Raw genomic sequence first — 18,569 nt, forward strand, 5'->3', positions numbered from 1 at the left:
CGATCGTGCGACACGAGGGCGCGCGGCAGCCGACGTGGGTCGGTGTGCCGTTCGGCACGATACCGCCGTCCGGCGGCCGGGAGACCGTCCCGTCCACCGCGTCGCACGTACGCTGGTCCCGTGGTTTCACGCGAGGACATGGGTTCGTGGCTCGAGGGCGCCCCGGGCGACCAGCACAGCGGTCGCGGCGCGCGGCTCGGCCTCCCGCCGGAGGGCCCGGGCTCCCTCGCGACGCTCGGACGGCGCGTCGTCGCGCTGGCCATCGACTGGGTCCTCGCGACCCTGGTCGCGTTCCTCTTCTTCCGCCCCGCCGCGCCGGGCTTCTTCGAGGGCATCTCGGCCCTGCCGGTCTGGTCGCAACCGCTGGTCTTCGCGATCGAGAACGTGCTGCTCGTGAGCACGCTCGGGTTCACCGTCGGCCACCGCGTCATGGGGATCCGGGTCCGACGTCTCGCCGAGCCGGCGCGCATGGTCGGTCTCGGCCGCGGCGTGCTGCGCACGGTCCTGCTCTGCCTCGTGATCCCGGCCGTCGTGTGGGACGCCGACGGCCGTGGCCTGCACGACCGCGCCGCGGGCACGGTGCTCGTCCGCTCCTGACCACGGGCGGATCTCCGCTCCTGACCACGGGTGGCCGGATCCCCACCCCACGCACGACGACGCCCGGCCGGCAGAGGACGGATCCTCGCCGACCGGGCGTCGTCGTGGTGTGCGGGTGTCGCGTCAGCGCCCCTTGAGGCCCTTGCGGTCGGGGCGGGCCCGGGTCGGGTCGATCCCCTTGGGGATCGGCAGGCGCGAGACGCCGAGCGCGCGCAGGCGCTTGGAGACCTCCGCCGTCTCGGGCTTCGTGAGGGTCGGCTTGAGCTTCTGGACCGCGCGGGGGAGCTTGGGCAGCGCCACCTGGTCCTCGCCGTCGCCGACCTGGATCGTGGTGACCGGCACGTTCGGCAGCACGCGCGCGACGCGCTTGCGCTCGGCGTCGAGCAGGCGCTTGGCGCGGTGCGGCGGGCCCTCGCTCACGAGCACGACGCCCGCGCGCCCGACGCCGCGGAACACGAGGTCCTGCGTGCGGGGGTCGATGGCGACAGGCTCCTCGTCGAACGTCCACCCGCGGCGGATCGTGCCGAGCGCGGCGCGCGCGGCGCCGGGCTGGCCCTCGATCTGCTGGTAGGCGGCGCGCTCGGCGCGACGCGTGAGCACGAACATCGCGCCCAGCGCCGCGAACGGGATGCCGACGATCAGCGTGTAGACCCACTGGCCCCACCACAGGCCGATGCCCAGCGCGACGGCGAGGATGCCGACGAACACGCCGAGCATGACCCACGTGACCGCCGGGTCCTGCTTGCGGGTCATCTGGTAGGCGGCCCACACCTGGTGGTACCAGCGCTGCTTCTTGGGCTTCTTCTGCTTCGCGACCTGCTCGCCGGCGGCGGGCGCGCCGGTGCTGTCCGAGTTCTTGCGGGCCATGCCGGTCAGTCTAGTGGGGCGAGCGGGCCAGCAGGCTCGCGGCCTCCTGGCGGGACGTCGTCGGCTCTGCGAGGTGCGCGAGCGCGGCGGGGATCTCCATGCCGCGGCGCGTCATGGCCTGGCCCCAGAGCCGCCCGGCGCGGTACGACGACCGCACGAGCGGGCCGGACATGACGCCGAGGAAGCCGATCTCCTCCGCGGCGTCCGACAGCTCGACGAACTCCTCGGGCTTGACCCAGCGGTCCACCGGGTGGTGCCGCAGCGACGGGCGCAGGTACTGCGTGATCGTCACGAGGTCGCAGCCGGCGTCGTGCAGGTCCTGCAGCGCCTCCTTCGCCTCGTCGATCGTCTCGCCCATGCCGAGGATGATGTTCGACTTGGTGACGAGCCCCGCCTCGCGCGCGCGCGTGAGCACGGACAGCGAGCGCTCGTACCGGAAGCCGGGACGGATCTGCTTGAAGATGCGCGGGACCGTCTCGAGGTTGTGGGCGAGCACCTCCGGTCGCGAGTCGTTCACCTCGTCGAGCAGCTCGGGGATCGCGTTGAAGTCCGGGATGAGCAGCTCGACGCCCGTGCCGGGGTTGAGCGCGTGGATCTGGCGGACGGTCTCCGCGTAGAGCCAGGCGCCGCCGTCGGGCAGGTCGTCGCGCGCGACGCCCGTGATGGTCGAGTAGCGCAGACCCATCGCCTGGACGGACTCCGCGACGCGGCGCGGCTCGTCCGCGTCGAAGTCGGCCGGCTTGCCCGTGTCGATCTGGCAGAAGTCGCACCGGCGCGTGCACTGGTCGCCGCCGATGAGGAAGGTCGCCTCGCGGTCCTCCCAGCACTCGAAGATGTTGGGACAGCCCGCCTCCTCGCAGACCGTGTGCAGACCCTCGCGCTTCACGAGCCCCTTGAGCTCGGAGTACTCCGGGCCCATGGTCGCGCGGGTCTTGATCCACTCGGGCTTCTTCTCGATCGGCGTCGCGGCGTTGCGGGCCTCGACCCGCAGCATGCGCCGTCCTTCAGGTGCGATCGTCACGGGTGTCTCCCGGTCGTCGTGGCGAGTGAGCGCCGACGTCGCGCCGAGCAAACGGGCGGGCGGCGCACCGTTCGGGTGCGCGCCCTGGTACGACGCCGGACTCCGGTCAGACTACGCGCTCGCGCTCGTCGTCTCCCGCGCGTCGCTCACCCTGTGGACGTGACGTCAGCGACACCCCGGTCACCACGAGCAGGACCGCCGCGACGACCGGCAGCGCGAACGCGCTCGTCGTCGAGACGGTGTCGGCGAGCGCGCCGCCCCCGGACGCGCCGATCGCGACCCCGACGACGTTCGCGCTGGCCACGAGCGTCATGGCCGACGCCGTCCGCCCGGCCGGCGCGCGCTCGCCCGCGACGGTGAACACGGTGACCATGACGGGCCCGACGAACAGGCCGGTCGCCGCCACGGCGACGACGACGGCGGTCAGCGAGCCGCCCGCGGCCGCCAGCACCAGACCGGCGGTGCCGACCAGGAGCCCGGCCGCGAACGTGATCCAGCGGCTGCGCAGCCCCCAGCGGCGGGGGAGGGCGACCACGGAGAGCGCGGTGATCGCGGAGCCGACGCCCATGACGGCGTACACGAGCCCCGCGCTGCCGGGTACGCCCGCGTCGCGCGTGAGCGCCGTGAGCGCGGCCTGGGTCCCGCCGAACAGCAGACCCATGGCGAGCATCCCGACGAGGACGACCGCCTCGCGACGCACGAGCGCGGCCGTCCCGCCGTCCGCCGCACCGGCCGTCGTGGCGTGCGGGCCGGGGCCGTGCGGCGCGGTCGCGCGCGCCGTCGGGTGGAGCGCGAACGCGGCGCCGAACACGGCGATGCCGCCGGCCGCGGCGAGCACCGCGACCTGGGGCGAGCCCGCGGACGCGAGGACGCCCACGAGGGCGGGCCCCAGGACGAAGCTCACCTCGTCGGCCGTGCTCTCGTAGCTCATCGCGGCCTCGACGGTGCGCGGCTCGTCGGCCGCGAGGCGCAGCCAGCGCACGCGGGCCAGCGGACCGACCTGGGGAGCGCTCGCGCCGGTCGCCGCCGCGGCGAGGAGCACCGCGGCCGTGGCGCCCGGTGCGGACGCCGAGAGGACGAGCGCCAGCACGGCGACCGTCGCGACCGGCACGCACACGAGCAGGACCCGGCGCTGGCCGACGCGGTCGGCGAGCGCACCCTGGGTCGGGCCGCCGAGCGCCGTCCCGAGCGCCGTCGCCGCGGAGGCGAGGCCGCCGAGCGCGACCGACGACGTCGTCGACGACACGAGCAGGAGCGTCCCGATCGTCAGCATGGAGAACGGCAGGCGCGCGAGGAACGCGACGGGGAGGAACGCGCGGCCCGCGAGCTGGGGGAGCCGGGCGTAGCCCGTGCGGACGGGAGCGCCGCCGGGCGGGGGAGGTGCGGGGGTGCGGGGGCGCGACGTCGCGCGCGCGGGGGTGGTGGTCATGCGGTCCGGGTCCTCGGGGTCGTCCAGCCGCGCGCCGACCCACCCGTACTCCGGCGCGCGAGGATTCCCTGGAGCCTCCAGCCTATCCCGCGAGCGCGGCCGGCGGGGCGTCCGGAGCGTCGGCCGCGAGCAGCGGGCCGAGCGCCGTCCCGAGCGCGTCGACGAGGAGCGGCGAGACCTCGGCGAGCGTGACCTCGCGGCCGAGCTCGGCCGTGAGCGACGTCACGTCGGCGTCCTCGATGCCGCACGGGACGATCCGCTCGAACCTCGACAGGTCGGGCACGCAGTTCAGCGCGAGGCCGTGCATCGTCACGCCGCGCGCGACCCGCACGCCGATCGCGCAGACCTTGCGCTCGCGGCGGGTCTCGTCGGCCGCGACCCAGACCCCGCTGCGGCCCTCGACGCGCATCGTCGCGAGCCCGAGGCGGCTGCAGACCGCCATGACGGCCTCCTCGAGCGCCCGGACGTACGCGACGACGTCCACGGGCTCGGCGAGCCGGACGATCGGGTAGACGACCTGCTGGCCGGGGCCGTGCCAGGTGATCTTCCCGCCGCGGTCGACGTCCACGACGGGGGTGCCGTCGTCGGGCCGGTCGGAGCGGTTCGTGCGCCGCCCGGCCGTGTAGACGTCGGGGTGCTCGACGAGGATGAGGGTGTCCGGCCGGGTGCCCGCGACGACGTCGTCGTGCACCGCGCGCTGCAGGTCCCAGGCCTCGTGGTAGTCCGTGATCCCCGGCAGCGCGAGCAGGTCCATCGGGCCAGGCTAACGCTCGTCGCCCGGTGTGCGGGGGAGGGTCTCGAGGAGCGTGAGGAGCGCCGCGCGCAGGGCGGCGATCTGGTCGTCGTCGAGGCCGCGGGTCGCGAGGTCCTCCGCGGGGCGGCGGCGCGCCGCGGCGAGCCCGGCCACGCGGCCGGCGTCGGTGATGGCCACGGCCCGACGGCGGCGGTCGGCCGGGTCGTCGGTGCGCGTCACGTAGCCGGCCCGCTCGAGCCGCGCCACGATCCGGCTCATGGTCTGCTCGGTGACGCCCGACTCGTCCGCGAGGACGCGCTGGGACCGAGGCCCGGACAGCAGGTGCATGAGCACGGGGAAGCCGGCGTGGTTGAGGTCCCACTGCCCGAGGTGGGCGTTCCACTCCCGTTCGATCCGGCGCGCGACGGCGAAGAGCAGCCGGCCGGTGGCCCACTCCTGGGGGTCGCCGGGGGTGGGGTCGCCGACGTCCGGGTCGACGTGCGGCCCGGTGCGGTCCCTCGGTGCAAGCTCCAACGTGCATTCCTCCCTCCACCATGGCACCATTCCTCAGCATGCTGAGCAATCGGACGGGCGGGTTCCTCCGCGGACTGATCATTGTCGCAGTCATCGGTCTCTGGATGGCCATCGGCGCACTGGGTGGTCAGGCGCAGGGTCGTCTGAGCAGCGTGCAGACCAACGACGCCGCGGCGTTCCTGCCGGCGAGCGCCGAGTCGACGCGCGCCGCCGAGGTCGCGCAGGAGTTCACCGACTCCGAGACGCTGCCCGCGCTCGTCGTCGCGACGACTGGCGATGGGAGCGCGCTCACGCCCGACGACCTCGCGGCGCTCGACGCCTACGCGCAGGCCGTCCCGGCCGCACCGCTCGAGGGGACCTCGGGCGACGAGCCCGCGACCGTGGGGGACGTCTCGATCGCCGACCCGGTCCTCGTGCCGTCCGAGGACGGGGAGGCCGCGCTCGTCGTCGTCTCGCTCGACGCGTCCGTCGCGTCCGACCGCATCGGGGCGGACGAGAGCAGCGTGAGCGAGCTCGCCGTCGGCGCGCTGCGCGACCTCGCCGCCGCGGACGCGGCCGACGGCGGCCTCGCCGGCACGTCGCTCGACGTGTGGGTCACCGGCCCCGCCGGGTTCGTCGCCGACCTCGTCACGGCCTTCGGCGGGATCGACACCGTGCTGCTGCTCGTCGCGCTCGGTGCGGTGCTCGTCATCCTCGCGGTCGTCTACCGCTCGCCGATCCTGCCGTTCATCGTCATCCTCACGGCCGTGCTCGCCCTGACGCTCGCCGGTCTCGTCGTCTACGAGCTCGCGGCGGCGGACGTCTTGACGCTCAACGGGCAGTCCCAGGGCATCCTCTCGATCCTCGTCGTCGGGGCCGCGGTCGACTACTCGTTGCTCGTGGTGGCCCGCTACCGCGAGGAGCTGCGCCTCGTCCGGTCGACGGCGACGGCGCTGCGCCGTGCCGTGCGGGCCTCGGTCGAGCCGATCGCGGCGAGCGCCGGCACCGTCATCGCGGGTCTGCTCTGCCTGCTCCTGTCCGACCTGTCGTCCAACCGCAGCCTCGGCCCCGTCGCGGCGATCGGCATCGCCGCGGCGTTCGTCGCCGCGCTCACGCTCCTGCCGGCGCTCCTGCTCGTCGCGGGGCAGCGGTCCCGCGCGCTGTTCTGGCCGCGCATGCCGCGGTACGACGCCGACCACGCGGCCCACGAGGTCGCCGTCGCCCAGGCGTCGCCCGAGAACGAGAACAGCGTGAGCATCGAGGGGCACGGCGTGTGGTCGCGCGTCGCGAGCTTCGTCGGCCGCCACGACCGGCGCGTGTGGATCGTCACGGCGCTCGTCCTGGCCGCGTGCGCCGCGTTCGTGCCGACGCTCGACGCCGAGGGGACCGGCGACTCGGAGGTGTTCCTCGCGGACGTCGACTCCGTCGCGGGCGAGGAGGCGCTCACCGCGCACTTCGAGGGCGTGTCCGCGCAGCCGGCGACCGTCATCGCGCCCGAGGCGGACCTCGACGCCGTCGTCACGGCGGCCGAGGGCACGGACGGCGTCGCCGCGGCGACGCCCGTCACCGACCAGCCCGCCGTCGCTCCCGGGGCGCCCGCCCAGGGTGACCCGCTCGTCGTCGACGGGCAGGTGCGCGTCGACGTCACGACCGAGGCGCCGTCTGACAGCCAGGAGGCCGTGGAGACGGTCTCGGCGCTGCGCGACGCCGTGCACGAGGTCTCGCCCGAGGCCGTCGTCGGCGGTGCCGCGGCCGAGCGCCTGGACACCCAGCTCGCGGGGCAGCGCGACCTGCGGGTCATCGTGCCCGTCGTGCTGGTCGTGATCCTGCTGATCCTCATCCTGCTGCTGCGGTCCGTGCTCGCGCCCGTGCTGCTCATGCTCGCGAACGTGCTGTCGTTCGGGGCCGCGCTCGGCGTCGCCGCGATCGTCTTCAACCACGTGCTCGACTTCCCCGGCGCGGACCCGGCCGTCCCGCTCTACGCGTTCTGCTTCCTCGTCGCGCTGGGCGTGGACTACTCGATCTTCCTCATGACGCGGGTGCGCGAGGAGAGCCTGCGCGTCGGGACGCGGCGCGGCGTGCTGCGCGGGCTCGCGGTCACGGGGTCGGTCATCACGTCCGCGGGCGTCGTGCTCGCGGCCACGTTCGCCGCGCTCGGGATCATCCCGCTGCTCTTCCTCGCCCAGCTCGCGTTCATCGTCGCGTTCGGCGTCCTCGTCGACACCCTCGTGGTGCGGTCGCTCCTCGTGCCCGCCCTCGTGCACGACGTCGGCCGTCGCGCCTGGTGGCCGAGCGCCCTCGGGCGTCTGGACCGCGGTCCGGGGGCGCCTGCTCAGCCCGCCGGGAGCGGCTCGGCGGGGCAGTCCGCCAGCACGCGCGCCATCGCCTCCGACTCCGACGGCGTGACCGAGAGCTCGTAGGCCGCCTTCACGGCGATCTGCCGGGCGACGTACGGGCACCGGAACGCGTGGTTCGGGGGCAGCCACGCCGACGCGTCGCGCGCGCCCTTCGACTGGTTCGCCGGGCCGTCGGACGCGAGCAGGTTGAGGGGGTCGTTCGCGAACTGCCGACGCGTCTCGTCGTCCCAGGCGCGAGCGCCCTTGCGCCACGCGTCGAGCAGCGGCACGACGTGGTCGATCTGGACCGCCGCGCTCGTCGCGTTGCCGCGGCGGAAGTCGATCGTCTCGCCCGTGTACGGGTCGTCGAAGGACCCGGTGCGGACCTCGCAGACGTCGCCGCGCGTCGAGAAGGTCAGGTCCGTGAGGTCGCGCGCGAGGATGTCGTTGCGGGTGTCGCACCCGTTGCCGTCGACGTCGGCCCACGCCGCGCCGAACAGCGCGCGCTCGTAGCCGGTGTCCGGCCCGGGGCCCTTGACCTCGAGGCCGGCGAGGGCCTCGAGCGCGCTCCCGGCGACCGGCTCCGGGTCGGTGTCCGCCGCGACGGACCGCTGGTTGATGACGTTCGCGACGACGATCGCGATCGCCAGGGCGATGAGGACGTAGCGCAGGACGCTCCGACGAGGGACCTGGCGGCTCGTGGTGCTCAAGGGTCGACCTTCCCGAAACCGAATCTCGGCCCGACCCCCGCGAGACGGTACGCAGCGCTCCATATCGGACCAACGCGCACATTCTGCCAGGTCGCCCGGAGTGCTCCGGCCCGGCCCGACGTGCCCCGTGCACCCCGGGCGTCCGGCCACGACGCCGCTAGATTGGTCGGCATGGACACCGCCGCACGCACGCTCAGGGTCGGGATCGTCGGGTACGGAGGGGCCGGCCGCGGCATCCACGCACGTCTCGTGCGGGAGGCGGGGCACACCGTCACGGCCGTCGTCGTGCGCTCGCCGGAGCGACGCGCCGCCGCCACCGAGGACTGGCCCGGCGTGCACCTGCACGACGACGTCGAGGCGCTCCTCGCCGACCGCGCGGCCTACGACGTCGTGGTCGTGGCCAGCCCGTCCGCGCTCCACGCGGACCACGCGACGGCGCTCGTGCGCGCGGGCGTCCCCGTCGTGGTGGACAAGCCGCTCGCCCTGGGCGCCACGGCCTCGCGCGCCGTCGTCGACGCCGCCGAGGAGGCGGGGACGCCGCTCACCGTCTTCCAGAACCGCCGGTGGGACCCGGAGCAGCTCACGCTGCGGTCCGTGCTCGACCGCGGCGACCTCGGCCGGGTCCACACGTTCGAGCGCCGCTGGGAGCGCTGGCGTCCCGTGCCGCAGCAGCGCTGGAAGGAGAACGACCTCGTCGGGGGCGGCCTGCTCCTCGACCTCGGGCCGCACCTCGTCGACTCCGCCACGCAGCTCTTCGGTCCCGTCACCGGCGTGTGGGCCGAGCTCCGCTCGCACACGACCCCCACCGAGGACGACGTGTTCCTCGTGCTCCACCACGCCCCGGACGCCGACGGGAACGCCGTCGTGAGCCGCCTCTGGGCTGGGTCCGTCGTCGGCGCGCCCGGCCCGCGCACGCGCGTCCTCGGCACGGGCGGGGCGTACGTCGTCACGACGTTCGAGAACGACGCGTCGCCCTTCGAGGTGTTCGACGACGCCGCGCCCGCGGGCACCCTCGGCTGGGTCACGCGCGGTCGCGAGCGCGAGCCCGTGCCGCAGGCCCCCGGCGGGCACGCGGACTTCTACCGCGCGGTCGCCGCGTGGTTGCTCGACGACGGCCCCGTGCCGGTCGACCCGCGCGACGCCGTCCGCACGGCCGAGGTTCTCGACGCCGCGCGCCGCAGCGCGCGGGAGGGTCGCCTGCTCGACGTGTGACGGGGCGCGCTGCCCCCGACCTGGCCCAGGGCAGACTGGTCCTGTGGACGACGGCTCGCGCGGGCGTGTCGTGCGGTGGGATGGGGGCATGCCGTCGTCGTCCCGCCGCCCGCGCCCGCCCGGGCCGTCCGTCGCCGACCTCGCGCCGGCGCTCGCGGCGGCGGGTTGGTCGCTGCGGCGGGAGCCGGGTGCGGTCGGCGGGGTGGTCGCGCGCGACGCCGCCGGCACGGTGTGCGAGGTCGCGCTGCTCACGGCGCCCGCGGACCCGAGCGCACGGGCCGCGCTCGTCGAGCACCTGCGCGGGCTCGGCGGGGAGCACGAGCACCTCGCGGCGGTGCGCGGCGTCGTGGCGGCGGACGGGTCGTCGCTCGCCGTCCTCGTCGACCACGTCGGCGGGCTGCGCCTCGACGAGCTCGCCGCCGCGCGCGAGCCGCTCCGCGCCGGGGAGGCGGTGACGGTCCTCGTCCCGGTCGCCCAGGCGCTGACGGCGCTCCACCGCGAGGGTCGCAGCCACGGCGCCCTGGACGCCGCGTCGGTCGTCGTCGCCCCGGACGGCCGGACGGTGCTGCGCCCGCCGCTGGCGCCCACGACGGCGTCGAGCGCCGACGACGTCCGCGACCTCGCCCGCACGGTCCTCGGTCTCGTCCCTCCGCCCGCGTCGAGCCACCCCGCGCACGCGGCGCCGCCCGACCCCGACGAGGCGCGGGCCCTCGCTGCGCTGCACGCGGAGCTCGCCGTCGCGCTCCGTGACGAGCCGGCCGCCCGTCCCGCCGTCGGGACGTTCGCCGCGCGCTGCTACGACGCCGTCGAGCCGCAGCCGATCGTCATGCCGGACCCCGCGCGCCTCGTCGCCGGCGCCCTGGCGGGTCGGCGAGCTCCCCGCCCAGCGGTGCCGGGGCGGCGAGCGGCCCGCGAGGACGTGGCCGCGGTGCCCGGCCGCCGTGGGGTGCGTAGACCGCGCGGGGTCCCGGGGCGGTCGGCGCGGCCGTCCGGCCTCGGGCGCGGGGCGAGGGCCGGTGCGCACGCCCGCCGGCCGGACCGGCAGCGACTCCCGTGGTCCGGCCGCACGACGACGGCCCTCCTCGGTGGCGCGGGGCTCGTCGTGGCGGTGGTCGTCGCGCTCGCGGTCGGCACGCCGTGGCCCTCGCTCGTGCGCGACGACGGTCCCGCGACCACCCGCACGGCGTCGGCCGTGGACCCGGCGACCGACCCCACGCTCGACCGTGCCGACCCGCTCGGTGCGGCGCGCACCCTCACGGCGCGGCGGCTCGAGCTGCTCGCGGACGGTGCGGGGGACCTGTCCGCGGTGGTGGTCGCCGGTTCGGCCGCGGAGGCTCGCGACGCCGAGCTCCTCGCCGCGCTCGACGGCGTCGACGTGGTCGGGGCACGGGCCGAGGTCTTCGACGCCCGGCACGCCGATCCCCGGCCGCCGGATGCCGACGAGGGGCACGGGGCCGAGGCCGCGACGGTGGCCGTGGACTACGCGGTGACGGCCCACCACCAGCGCACGGCCGCGGGCGAGGTGGAGGTGCCCGCCACGCCGCGGACCACGGTCGTCCTGGTGGTGCGGTGGACCGACGCGGGGTGGCGCGTCGCCGAGGCGCGGTGACCTCGCTCGCGCCGCACGGTGAGCGAGCCGTCGACGAGCGCGACGGGGCCCGTCCGCGGGGAGGCCCGGCTGTGAGGACCGCCGGTCAGCGGCTCTCGACGACCTCGCGCGCGGCGTCCTCCAGGACGGGGTCGGACCACGTGAACCCGCTCGCCTCGAGGACGGTGGGCAGGGCGCGCTGGGAGCCGAGGATGTCGGACGCGAGCTCGCCGAGCGCCACGTGCAGAGCGAACGAGGGCACCGCGAGCACGGCAGGACGGTGCAGCGCCCGCGCGAGCGCCCGGGTGATCTCGGCGTTGGTCGCGGGGTGCGGGGCGGACAGGTTGACGGGGCCGTGCACGGGCGCGGTGAGGAGGTGCTGCAGCGCGGCGACCTCGTCGCGCAGCGTGATCCAGCTCCAGTACTGCGTCCCGGGGCCGAGGCGCCCGCCCACGCCGAGCCGAAGGAGGGGCAGCAGCCGGCCGAGCGCGCCGCCGTCGGGGGAGAGGACGATGCCGGTGCGGGCGTGCACGACGCGGACCCCCGCCTGCTCCGCGGGAGCGGTCGCGGCCTCCCACTCGCGGACCAACCGCGCGAGGAAGCCGTCCCCCGACGCGGACGTCTCCGTGAGCACCTGGGAGCCCCGGTCGCCGTAGTACCCGATGGCGGAGCCCTGGAGCCAGACCGGCGGCGGCGAGTCGAGGCCGGCGATCGTGCGGGCGAGCAGCCCGGTGGTGCGCGTGCGGGACGTGACGAGCGTCCGCTTGTACGCCGTCGTCCAGCGGTGGTCGCCGATGCCCGCTCCGGCAAGGTTGACGACGGCGTCCGCCCCCGCGAGCACGCCCGGGTCCAGCCGGCCGGAGTCGGGGTCCCACTCGTGCTCGTCCGAGGTCTGCGGTGCGCGGCGCACGAGGCGGCGCACGTGATGACCGTCCGCGCGCAGACGTTCGAGCAGCTCGGTGCCGATGAGCCCGTGCGAGCCCGCCACGACGATGTCCATGGGGACACGCTACGGGTCTGCAGCGGACTCGGCACGGTCCGCGGGACGGATCCGCGGCCGGGACGGAGGGACGAGCGAGGGCCCCGACCGGCGTGCGGTCGGGGCCCTCGTCAGCGTCGCGCCGGAGCAGGCCGGCGCCGTCCGCGGCGGGTGCCGCGGAGCGGGTCCGTCAGAGGCCGACCTCGGCCTCGAACGCGCCCTCCTCGATGCGGTTCTTGATGGTGGTGAGGAAGCGCGCGGCGTCCGCACCGTCGACCAGGCGGTGGTCGTAGGACAGGAAGATGAAGCACGTCGAGCGGATGCCGATCGTGTCGTTCCCGTCCACGTCCGTCACGACGACGGGGCGCTTCGTGATCGTGCCCGTGCCGAGGATCGCGACCTGACCGACCGGGACGATCGGCGTGTCGAAGACGGCGCCGCCCGAGCCGGTGTTCGTGATCGTGAACGTCGCGCCCGCGAGCTCGTCCGGACCGACCTTGTTGGCACGCGTGCGCGCGCCGAGGTCGGCGATCTTGCGCGCGATGCCGGCGAGGTTGAGGTCGCCCGCGTCCTTGATGACGGGGACCACGAGGCCGCGCTCGGTGTCGACCGCGATGCCTACGTTCTCCTGGCCGTGGTAGGTGATCTCGTCCTCGGCGAAGGTCGCGTTGATCTTCGGGTAGGCCTTGAGCGCCTCGACCGCGGCGAGCGTGAAGAACGGCAGGAACGTGAGGTTCGCGCCCTCGCGTGCCTTGAAGTCCGCCTTGGCGCGGTTGCGCAGGGCGGCGACGCGCGTGACGTCGACCTCGACCGCCGTCGTGAGCTGGGCCTGCGTGCTCAGCGCCTCGACCATGCGGCTCGCGACCAGCTTGCGCAGGCGGCTCGTCTTCTCGGTCGTGCCGCGCAGCGGGGAGACCGCCGGGACCGACGCCTTCTTCGGGGCGCCACCGGCCGCGGGGGCCGCCGGTGCGGCAGCGGCGGGCGCCGCCTTGGCCTCCTCGGCCTTGCGGGCTGCCTCGAGCACGTCCTCCTTGCGGATGCGGCCGCCGACGCCCGTGCCCGTGAGGGACGAGAGGTCGACGCCCTTGTCCGCGGCGAGCTTGCGCACGAGCGGCGTGAGGTACGTGCCGCCGGCCTTGGCGGCCGGGGCCGGGGTCGCGCCAGGAGCCGACGGCGCGGCCGGCTTCTCCGCGGCGGGAGCGGGGGCGCTCGTCGCGGGGGCGGGCGTCTCCTCCTGCGCGGCCTGCGCGGGGACGTCTGCCTCGCTCGCCGGGGTGCGCGCCTCGGTCGGCGCCTCCTCCTGCTTCGGAGCCTCCTGCTTCGGGGCCTCCTGCGCGGGCTGCTCGGCCGGAGCGGCGGGGGCCGCGGCCGGGGCGGCTCCGGAGCCGACGATCGCGAGCACGGCGCCGACCTCGACCGTCTCGTCCTCCTGGACGAGGATCTGCTGGACGGTGCCCGCGACGGGCGACGGGACCTCGGTGTCGACCTTGTCGGTCGAGACCTCGAGCAGCGGCTCGTCGACCTCGACGGTGTCGCCGACCGACTTGAGCCACCGCGTGACGGTGCCCTCGGTGACGGACTCGCCGAGCGCCGGGAGCTTGATCTCCTCGCCGCCACCGGCGGAGTCGCCGGACGGCGCGGGCTGCTCGGCGGGCGCGGGGGCGGTGGGCGCCTCCTGGGCGGCCGGCTGCTCCGGCTCCGGCGCGGCCTGCGGGGCCGGAGCCTCGGTCTCGGCCTCGGCGGGGGCCGGCGCGGAGCCGCCACCGCCCGAGCCGTCGCCGATCACGGCGAGGTTCGCGCCGACCTCGACGGTCTCGTCCTCCTGGACGAGGATCTGCTCGAGCGTGCCCGCGACGGGCGACGGGATCTCGGTGTCGACCTTGTCGGTCGAGACCTCGAGCAGCGGCTCGTCGACGGCGACGGTGTCGCCGACCGACTTGAGCCAACGGGTGACGGTGCCTTCGGTGACGGACTCGCCGAGGGCCGGCATCTGCACGTTCTCAGACATGACCTGCCTGGTCTCCTTCGATCGTTGGGGTCAGTTGTGGGCGTGCAGAGGCTTGCCGGCCAGGGCCAGGTGCGCCTCTCCGAGTGCCTCGTTCTGGGTGGGGTGGGCATGGACCAGGGCGGCGACGTCCTCGGGGTACGCCTCCCAGCCCACGATCAGCTGGCCCTCGCCGACGAGCTCGCCGACGCGGGCGCCGATCATGTGCACGCCGACGACGGGACCGTCCTTGCGGCGCACGAGCTTGACGAAGCCGCTCGTCCCGAGGATCTTGCTCTTGCCGTTGCCGGCGAGGTTGTACTCGAGGGACTCGACCTGGTCGGCCCCCCACGTCTCGGCGGCGTCGGCCTCGGTGACGCCGACGGACGCGACCTCGGGCTCGCAGTACGTGACCCGGGGGATGGACGACTCGACGATCGGCGTCGGGTCGAGGCCCGCGATCTGCTCCGCGAGGAAGATGCCCTGCGCGAAGCCGCGGTGGGCGAGCTGGAGGCCGGGGACGATGTCGCCCGCGGCCCAGATGTTGCCGACGCCCGTGTGCAGGCGCTCGTCGACGATCACGAAGCCGCGGTCGAGCGTGAGGCCCTGCTCCTCGAACCCGAGGTCCGCGGTGCGCGGGCCGCGCCCGACGGCGACGAGCAGCAGCTCGGCCTCGAACGTCTTGCCGGACTCGAGGGTCACGGTGACCCCGGAGTCGGTCTCCTTGACGACGGCGAACCGGTCGCCGAGCGAGAAGGCGATGCCCCGCTTGCGGAACGCGCGCTCGAGCGCCTTCGACAGCGCCACGTCCTCGTTCGGCACGAGGTGGGGCAGCGCCTCGACGATCTGGACGTCGGCACCGAACGACTTCCACACGCTCGCGAACTCGACGCCGATGACACCGCCGCCGAGCACGACGACCGACTTCGGCACGCGGTCGAGCCGCAGCGCCTGGTCGGACGTGACGACCCGGCCCCCGATCTCGAGACCGGGCAGCGACCTGGCGTACGAGCCGGTGGCGAGCACGACGTGGCGGCCGGTGTAGCGGGTGCCGTCGACCTCGACCGTGTCCTGCGACACGAGGCGCCCGTGGCCCTCGACGTACGTGATGCCGCGCGAGGAGACGAGTCCCTGGAGGCCCTTGTACAGGCCGGCGACGACGCCGTCCTTGTACGCGTTGACCCCCGCCATGTCGATGCCCTCGAGCGTGCTGCGCACGCCGAACTTCGCGCCCTCGCGGGCGCCGTCGGCGAGCTCGGCCGCGTGGAGCAGCGCCTTGGTGGGGATGCACCCGTTGTGCAGGCAGGTACCGCCGAGCCGGCCCGACTCGACGAGCGCGACGTCGAGACCGAGCTGGGCGGCACGCAGCGCGGTGGCGTAGCCGGCGCTGCCTCCGCCCAGGACGACGACGTCGAATGGTGTGCCGGGTTCGGCCACGTGCGACTCCTTCAGCGAGGGGAGAGCGAGAGCGGGCGTCCACGGCACGACGGCGGGCCGGACGGGAACCGCTGACCCACGGTGCGTGAACGTTCTCCGGGAGCCATCTTGGCACCTCGGGGACGGGCTCCCCAATCGAAACCTGGGCCGTACGGCTGTGACGATGGAGACAGCGTGCCCACCGTATGACCAGGGTCACGCTGTACCCTGCCGCTGTGCCCCGGCTGCCCAAGCTGTCCAGCCTGTTCTCCCGCCGTCCCGCGACGACCTCGTCGCCGGGCGGCGCCGCGGCCGCGCCGTCGGACGCCCGCCGCGCGACGCTCGCGCACCTGCAGGAGTTCGTGCGCACGCGCGTGGGCGTCGAGGCGTACGTCGAGCCGCCCACGCCGGACACGGGCGCGACGCTCCTGCTCATCGCGACGACGGGGGAGTGGACGCGGCGCCGCGTGCCTGACGAGAAGACGGCGTTCGACGTCGCCGGCTCGCTGGGCGTGCCCGTCTACAACGTCCGCTTCACCGGGTACCCGCAGCGCATGCGGGACTGGAACTCGCGCCAGCGCAGGAGCTCCTGAGGGGCTGTCCGCCGGGCGAGCAGGCGGTCCTGGTCCGTCGGAGCGACCGGACGGACCAGGACCACCTGCTCGGCGGGGCTGGGTCAGCGGCGGGCGCGGCCCTCGACCAGGCCCAGCAGGGTGCGGACGGCGACGCCCGTGCCGCCGACCGGCGTGTACCCGTGCGCGGAGCCCTCGTTGAACGCGGGGCCGGCGATGTCGAGGTGGGCCCACGGGGTCTCGCCGACGAACTCCTGGAGGAACAGCCCGGCGACGAGCATCCCGCCGAACCGGTCGCCGATGTTGGCGAGGTCCGCGACCTTCGACTTCAGCGACGCGCCCAGCTCCTCGGGCAGCGGCATCGGCCAGAACTGCTCGCCCGCGGCGTCGGCCGCCGCGACGACCTCCGCGCGCACGTCGTCGGCGCCCATGACCGCCGAGACGCGGTTGCCGAGCGCGACCATCTGGGCGCCGGTGAGCGTCGCGACGTCGAGCACGACGTCGGGCTTCTCCTCGACCGCCGCGACGAGGCCGTCGGCCATGACGAGGCGGCCCTCGGCGTCGGTGTTGAGCACCTCGACCGTCTTGCCGCCCCGGATCGTGATGACGTCGGACGGGCGCTGCGCGGTGCCGGACGGCATGTTCTCCGCCAGGCACAGCCAGCCCGTGACCGCCACGGGCAGGCCCAGGCGCGCGGCGGCGACGACGGTCTGGAGCACCGCGGCAGCGCCGGCCATGTCGGACTTCATCGCCTCCATGCCCTTCGCGGGCTTGATGGAGATGCCGCCCGAGTCGAACGTGATGCCCTTGCCGACGAGCGCGACCTTCGCCGCAGGGCGCGACGGCGTGTAGGCGACCTTGACGAGGCGCGGCCCGCGCGCCGAGCCCTGGCCCACGCCGACCAGGCCGCCGTACCCGCCCGCGGCGAGCGCCTTGTCGTCGAGCACGGTGACCTTGAGGCCCTTGGCGCCGGACTCCTTGACGGCCTGCTTCGCGACGTCGGCGAACGCGGCCGGGTACAGGTCGTTCGGTGCCGCGTTGACGAGGTCGCGCGTCGCGTTGACGGCGGCGGCGACGACGGTCGCGCGCTCGACCGCGGCCTTCGCGGCGGCGCTGCGCGCGTTCGCCGCGAGGATCTCGACGGTCGCGGGCGGACGGCTCCCGGCCGACGTCGCGGCCTCGCCCGTGCGGTAGCGCGCGAACGTGTACGTGCCCAGGAGCGCGCCCTCGGCGACGGCGGCGAGCTGCGCGTCGTCCTCGACGGGCAGCGCGACGGCGACCGACGCGGTGCCGGCGAGCGCGCGCAGCGCGGCCCCTGCCGCACGGCGCAGCGCCTCGGCGCCGAACGTGCCGTCGGCCCGACGGGCGCCGAGGCCCACGAGCACGAGCACGCCCGCCTTGAGGTCGGGACCGGCGGGGACCTTGCGGAGCTCGTCGGCGGCGCCCGTGATGCCGAGCGCGGGTGCGAGGTCCTCGAGGGCGGCGACCACCGGACGGGGCAGGTCGCCCCCGACGATCGCGACGCCGTCGGACGTCGTGTGGGTGCCGACGACGAGCGCGTCGACCTTGGCACCGGCGGGATTCTTGCTGGAGACGGTCAGTTCAGCCACCCCGCGATGCTATCCCCGGCCGCCCGCGGGGTCCGCCGGGCCTGTGGACGATTCCCGCGGCGCCCACCGCCCCCGGTACGCTCGGCGGCGTGGTCCTCCCCCTCCTGCTCCTCGTGGTCGCGGCGTGCGTCGCGCTCGCCGCCTGGGCGGTCGTGTTCGTCGCGCGCGACCGCGCGGTGATCCTGCGCCAGCTGTGGGGCGCCGCGGTGATCGAGGGGCTGATCCTCGTGCAGGCGGTCGTGCTCGGCGTGCTCGGCGCGACCGGGACGGCGCCCACCGACCCGGTCCTGCTGTGGGGCTACCTCGTGACCGCACTCGTCATCCTGCCCGTCGCCGCGCTGTGGGCGTTCGCGGAGCGCTCGCGCTGGAGCTCCGTCGTGCTCGCGGTCGCCGCGCTCACGGTCGCGTTCCTCGAGTGGCGGCTGTGGCAGATCTGGAACGCCTGACCTGGAGGCCCACGCCATGAGCGCACCTGCCGCCCCCGACGGGGCGGACCCGGCGGCGACGCCCGCAGCGGGCGGTCGCCCGGACCCACGGTCGGGGCAGCGCCGCACCAACGGCGGCTTCGGCCGGGTGCTCGTCGCCGTCTACGGGATCTTCGCGCTCGCCGCGACCGCCCGTGCGGGGGTCCAGCTCCTGCGCGACTGGCACGAGGCGCCGCTCGCCTACGCGCTGTCGGCGCTCGCGGCGGCGGTCTACGTCGTCGCGACGATCGCCCTCGCGCGGGGCGGCCGCGTCGCGCGCCGCGTCGCGTGGCTCGCCGTGGGCGTCGAGCTCGTCGGCGTCCTGACCGTCGGCGCGTTCTCGCTCGCCGACCCCGAGGCCTTCCCGCGCGCGACCGTCTGGTCGGGCTTCGGCCAGGGCTACGGCTACGTCCCGCTCGTGCTGCCGTTCGTCGGGCTCTGGTGGCTCTGGCGCACCCGGCCCGCCGCGCCCGGCGCGACCACCCCGCCCCCCACCACCCCCGCCACCGACGCCCCGGAGGACGCCGCATGACCCGCC

General features: G+C 75.4%; 17 protein-coding genes. 7 read left to right on the forward strand and 10 right to left on the reverse strand.

All coding sequences use genetic code 11. The features are described 5' to 3' along the window. Window positions 1-120: 120 nt before the first annotated feature. A complete protein-coding gene (locus tag ACI769_RS08940; RefSeq protein ID WP_074809558.1) occupies window positions 121-597 on the forward strand; it encodes an RDD family protein in 477 nt (158 codons plus the stop codon). A gap of 123 nt (window positions 598-720) precedes the next feature. On the opposite strand, the gene ACI769_RS08945 is transcribed toward ACI769_RS08940, so the two are convergent. The 5 genes from ACI769_RS08945 to ACI769_RS08965 form a co-directional block, all read right to left on the reverse strand. Continuing rightward, entirely contained in the window at window positions 721-1,464 is a 744-nt protein-coding gene (locus ACI769_RS08945; RefSeq protein WP_021480396.1) for a DUF4191 domain-containing protein, read from the reverse strand. 10 nt (window positions 1,465-1,474) lie between these two features. Continuing rightward, window positions 1,475-2,485: a lipoyl synthase gene (lipA, locus tag ACI769_RS08950; RefSeq protein WP_163186892.1), complete on the reverse strand. Its 1,011-nt coding sequence runs from the start codon at window positions 2,483-2,485 to the stop codon at window positions 1,475-1,477. 106 nt (window positions 2,486-2,591) lie between these two features. Further along, window positions 2,592-3,914 carry an MFS transporter gene (locus tag ACI769_RS08955; protein WP_409141480.1) on the reverse strand — a complete coding sequence of 441 codons (1,323 nt, stop codon included), beginning with the start codon at window positions 3,912-3,914 and terminating at the stop codon, window positions 2,592-2,594. Between the two features lie 82 nt (window positions 3,915-3,996). Then, window positions 3,997-4,668, reverse strand: a complete 672-nt coding sequence (gene lipB / locus ACI769_RS08960) for a lipoyl(octanoyl) transferase LipB (protein ID WP_137281109.1) — start codon at window positions 4,666-4,668, stop codon at window positions 3,997-3,999. 9 nt (window positions 4,669-4,677) lie between these two features. Next, complete coding sequence (locus ACI769_RS08965) at window positions 4,678-5,181, reverse strand: MarR family winged helix-turn-helix transcriptional regulator (protein WP_061269194.1); 504 nt, start codon at window positions 5,179-5,181, stop codon at window positions 4,678-4,680. A gap of 104 nt (window positions 5,182-5,285) precedes the next feature. Between ACI769_RS08965 and ACI769_RS08970 the strand changes: the two genes are divergently transcribed. Continuing rightward, the gene (locus ACI769_RS08970; RefSeq protein ID WP_409141481.1) at window positions 5,286-7,580 is read left to right on the forward strand and encodes an MMPL family transporter; all 2,295 of its coding nucleotides are present in this window, start codon (window positions 5,286-5,288) and stop codon (window positions 7,578-7,580) included. Here ACI769_RS08970 and ACI769_RS08975 read toward each other — a convergent pair. After that, window positions 7,493-8,206: an HNH endonuclease family protein gene (locus tag ACI769_RS08975; protein ID WP_409141482.1), complete on the reverse strand. Its 714-nt coding sequence runs from the start codon at window positions 8,204-8,206 to the stop codon at window positions 7,493-7,495. The genes ACI769_RS08970 and ACI769_RS08975 overlap by 88 nt on opposite strands. Before the next feature lie 171 nt (window positions 8,207-8,377). Between ACI769_RS08975 and ACI769_RS08980 the strand changes: the two genes are divergently transcribed. Together ACI769_RS08980 and ACI769_RS08985 are read left to right on the forward strand one after the other, a co-directional pair. After that, entirely contained in the window at window positions 8,378-9,418 is a 1,041-nt protein-coding gene (locus ACI769_RS08980) for a Gfo/Idh/MocA family oxidoreductase (RefSeq protein ID WP_363469075.1), read from the forward strand. A gap of 88 nt (window positions 9,419-9,506) precedes the next feature. Next, window positions 9,507-11,027 (forward strand): hypothetical protein, encoded by a 1,521-nt coding sequence (locus tag ACI769_RS08985; RefSeq protein ID WP_409141483.1) that lies wholly within the window; start codon window positions 9,507-9,509, stop codon window positions 11,025-11,027. 85 nt (window positions 11,028-11,112) lie between these two features. Here the strand turns inward: ACI769_RS08985 and ACI769_RS08990 are convergent, their stop codons facing one another. The 3 genes from ACI769_RS08990 to lpdA form a co-directional block, all read right to left on the reverse strand. Then, entirely contained in the window at window positions 11,113-12,006 is an 894-nt protein-coding gene (locus ACI769_RS08990; RefSeq protein ID WP_009864240.1) for a TIGR01777 family oxidoreductase, read from the reverse strand. Between the two features lie 169 nt (window positions 12,007-12,175). Continuing rightward, on the reverse strand, window positions 12,176-13,993 hold the full coding sequence (gene sucB, locus ACI769_RS08995) for a 2-oxoglutarate dehydrogenase, E2 component, dihydrolipoamide succinyltransferase (protein WP_409141484.1): 1,818 nt from the start codon (window positions 13,991-13,993) through the stop codon (window positions 12,176-12,178). 30 nt (window positions 13,994-14,023) lie between these two features. Then, window positions 14,024-15,406, reverse strand: a complete 1,383-nt coding sequence (lpdA, locus tag ACI769_RS09000) for a dihydrolipoyl dehydrogenase (protein WP_409141485.1) — start codon at window positions 15,404-15,406, stop codon at window positions 14,024-14,026. A 215-nt stretch (window positions 15,407-15,621) separates the two neighbouring features. Here lpdA and ACI769_RS09005 point away from each other — a divergent pair, with 215 nt between their 5' ends. Continuing rightward, window positions 15,622-15,978, forward strand: a complete 357-nt coding sequence (locus ACI769_RS09005; RefSeq protein WP_043658675.1) for a hypothetical protein — start codon at window positions 15,622-15,624, stop codon at window positions 15,976-15,978. An 83-nt stretch (window positions 15,979-16,061) separates the two neighbouring features. Here the strand turns inward: ACI769_RS09005 and ACI769_RS09010 are convergent, their stop codons facing one another. After that, the gene (locus ACI769_RS09010) at window positions 16,062-17,567 is read right to left on the reverse strand and encodes a leucyl aminopeptidase (RefSeq protein WP_409141486.1); all 1,506 of its coding nucleotides are present in this window, start codon (window positions 17,565-17,567) and stop codon (window positions 16,062-16,064) included. A gap of 89 nt (window positions 17,568-17,656) precedes the next feature. On the opposite strand from ACI769_RS09010, the gene ACI769_RS09015 reads away from it, so the two are divergent. Continuing rightward, window positions 17,657-18,013 (forward strand): hypothetical protein, encoded by a 357-nt coding sequence (locus ACI769_RS09015; protein ID WP_034652936.1) that lies wholly within the window; start codon window positions 17,657-17,659, stop codon window positions 18,011-18,013. 16 nt (window positions 18,014-18,029) lie between these two features. After that, a complete protein-coding gene (locus ACI769_RS09020) occupies window positions 18,030-18,563 on the forward strand; it encodes a hypothetical protein (RefSeq protein ID WP_051028504.1) in 534 nt (177 codons plus the stop codon). The last annotated feature ends 6 nt before the right edge of the window (window positions 18,564-18,569 follow it).

The sequence above is a fragment of the Cellulosimicrobium sp. RS genome (genome assembly GCF_046159675.1).
GTDB lineage: Bacteria > Actinomycetota > Actinomycetes > Actinomycetales > Cellulomonadaceae > Cellulosimicrobium > Cellulosimicrobium funkei.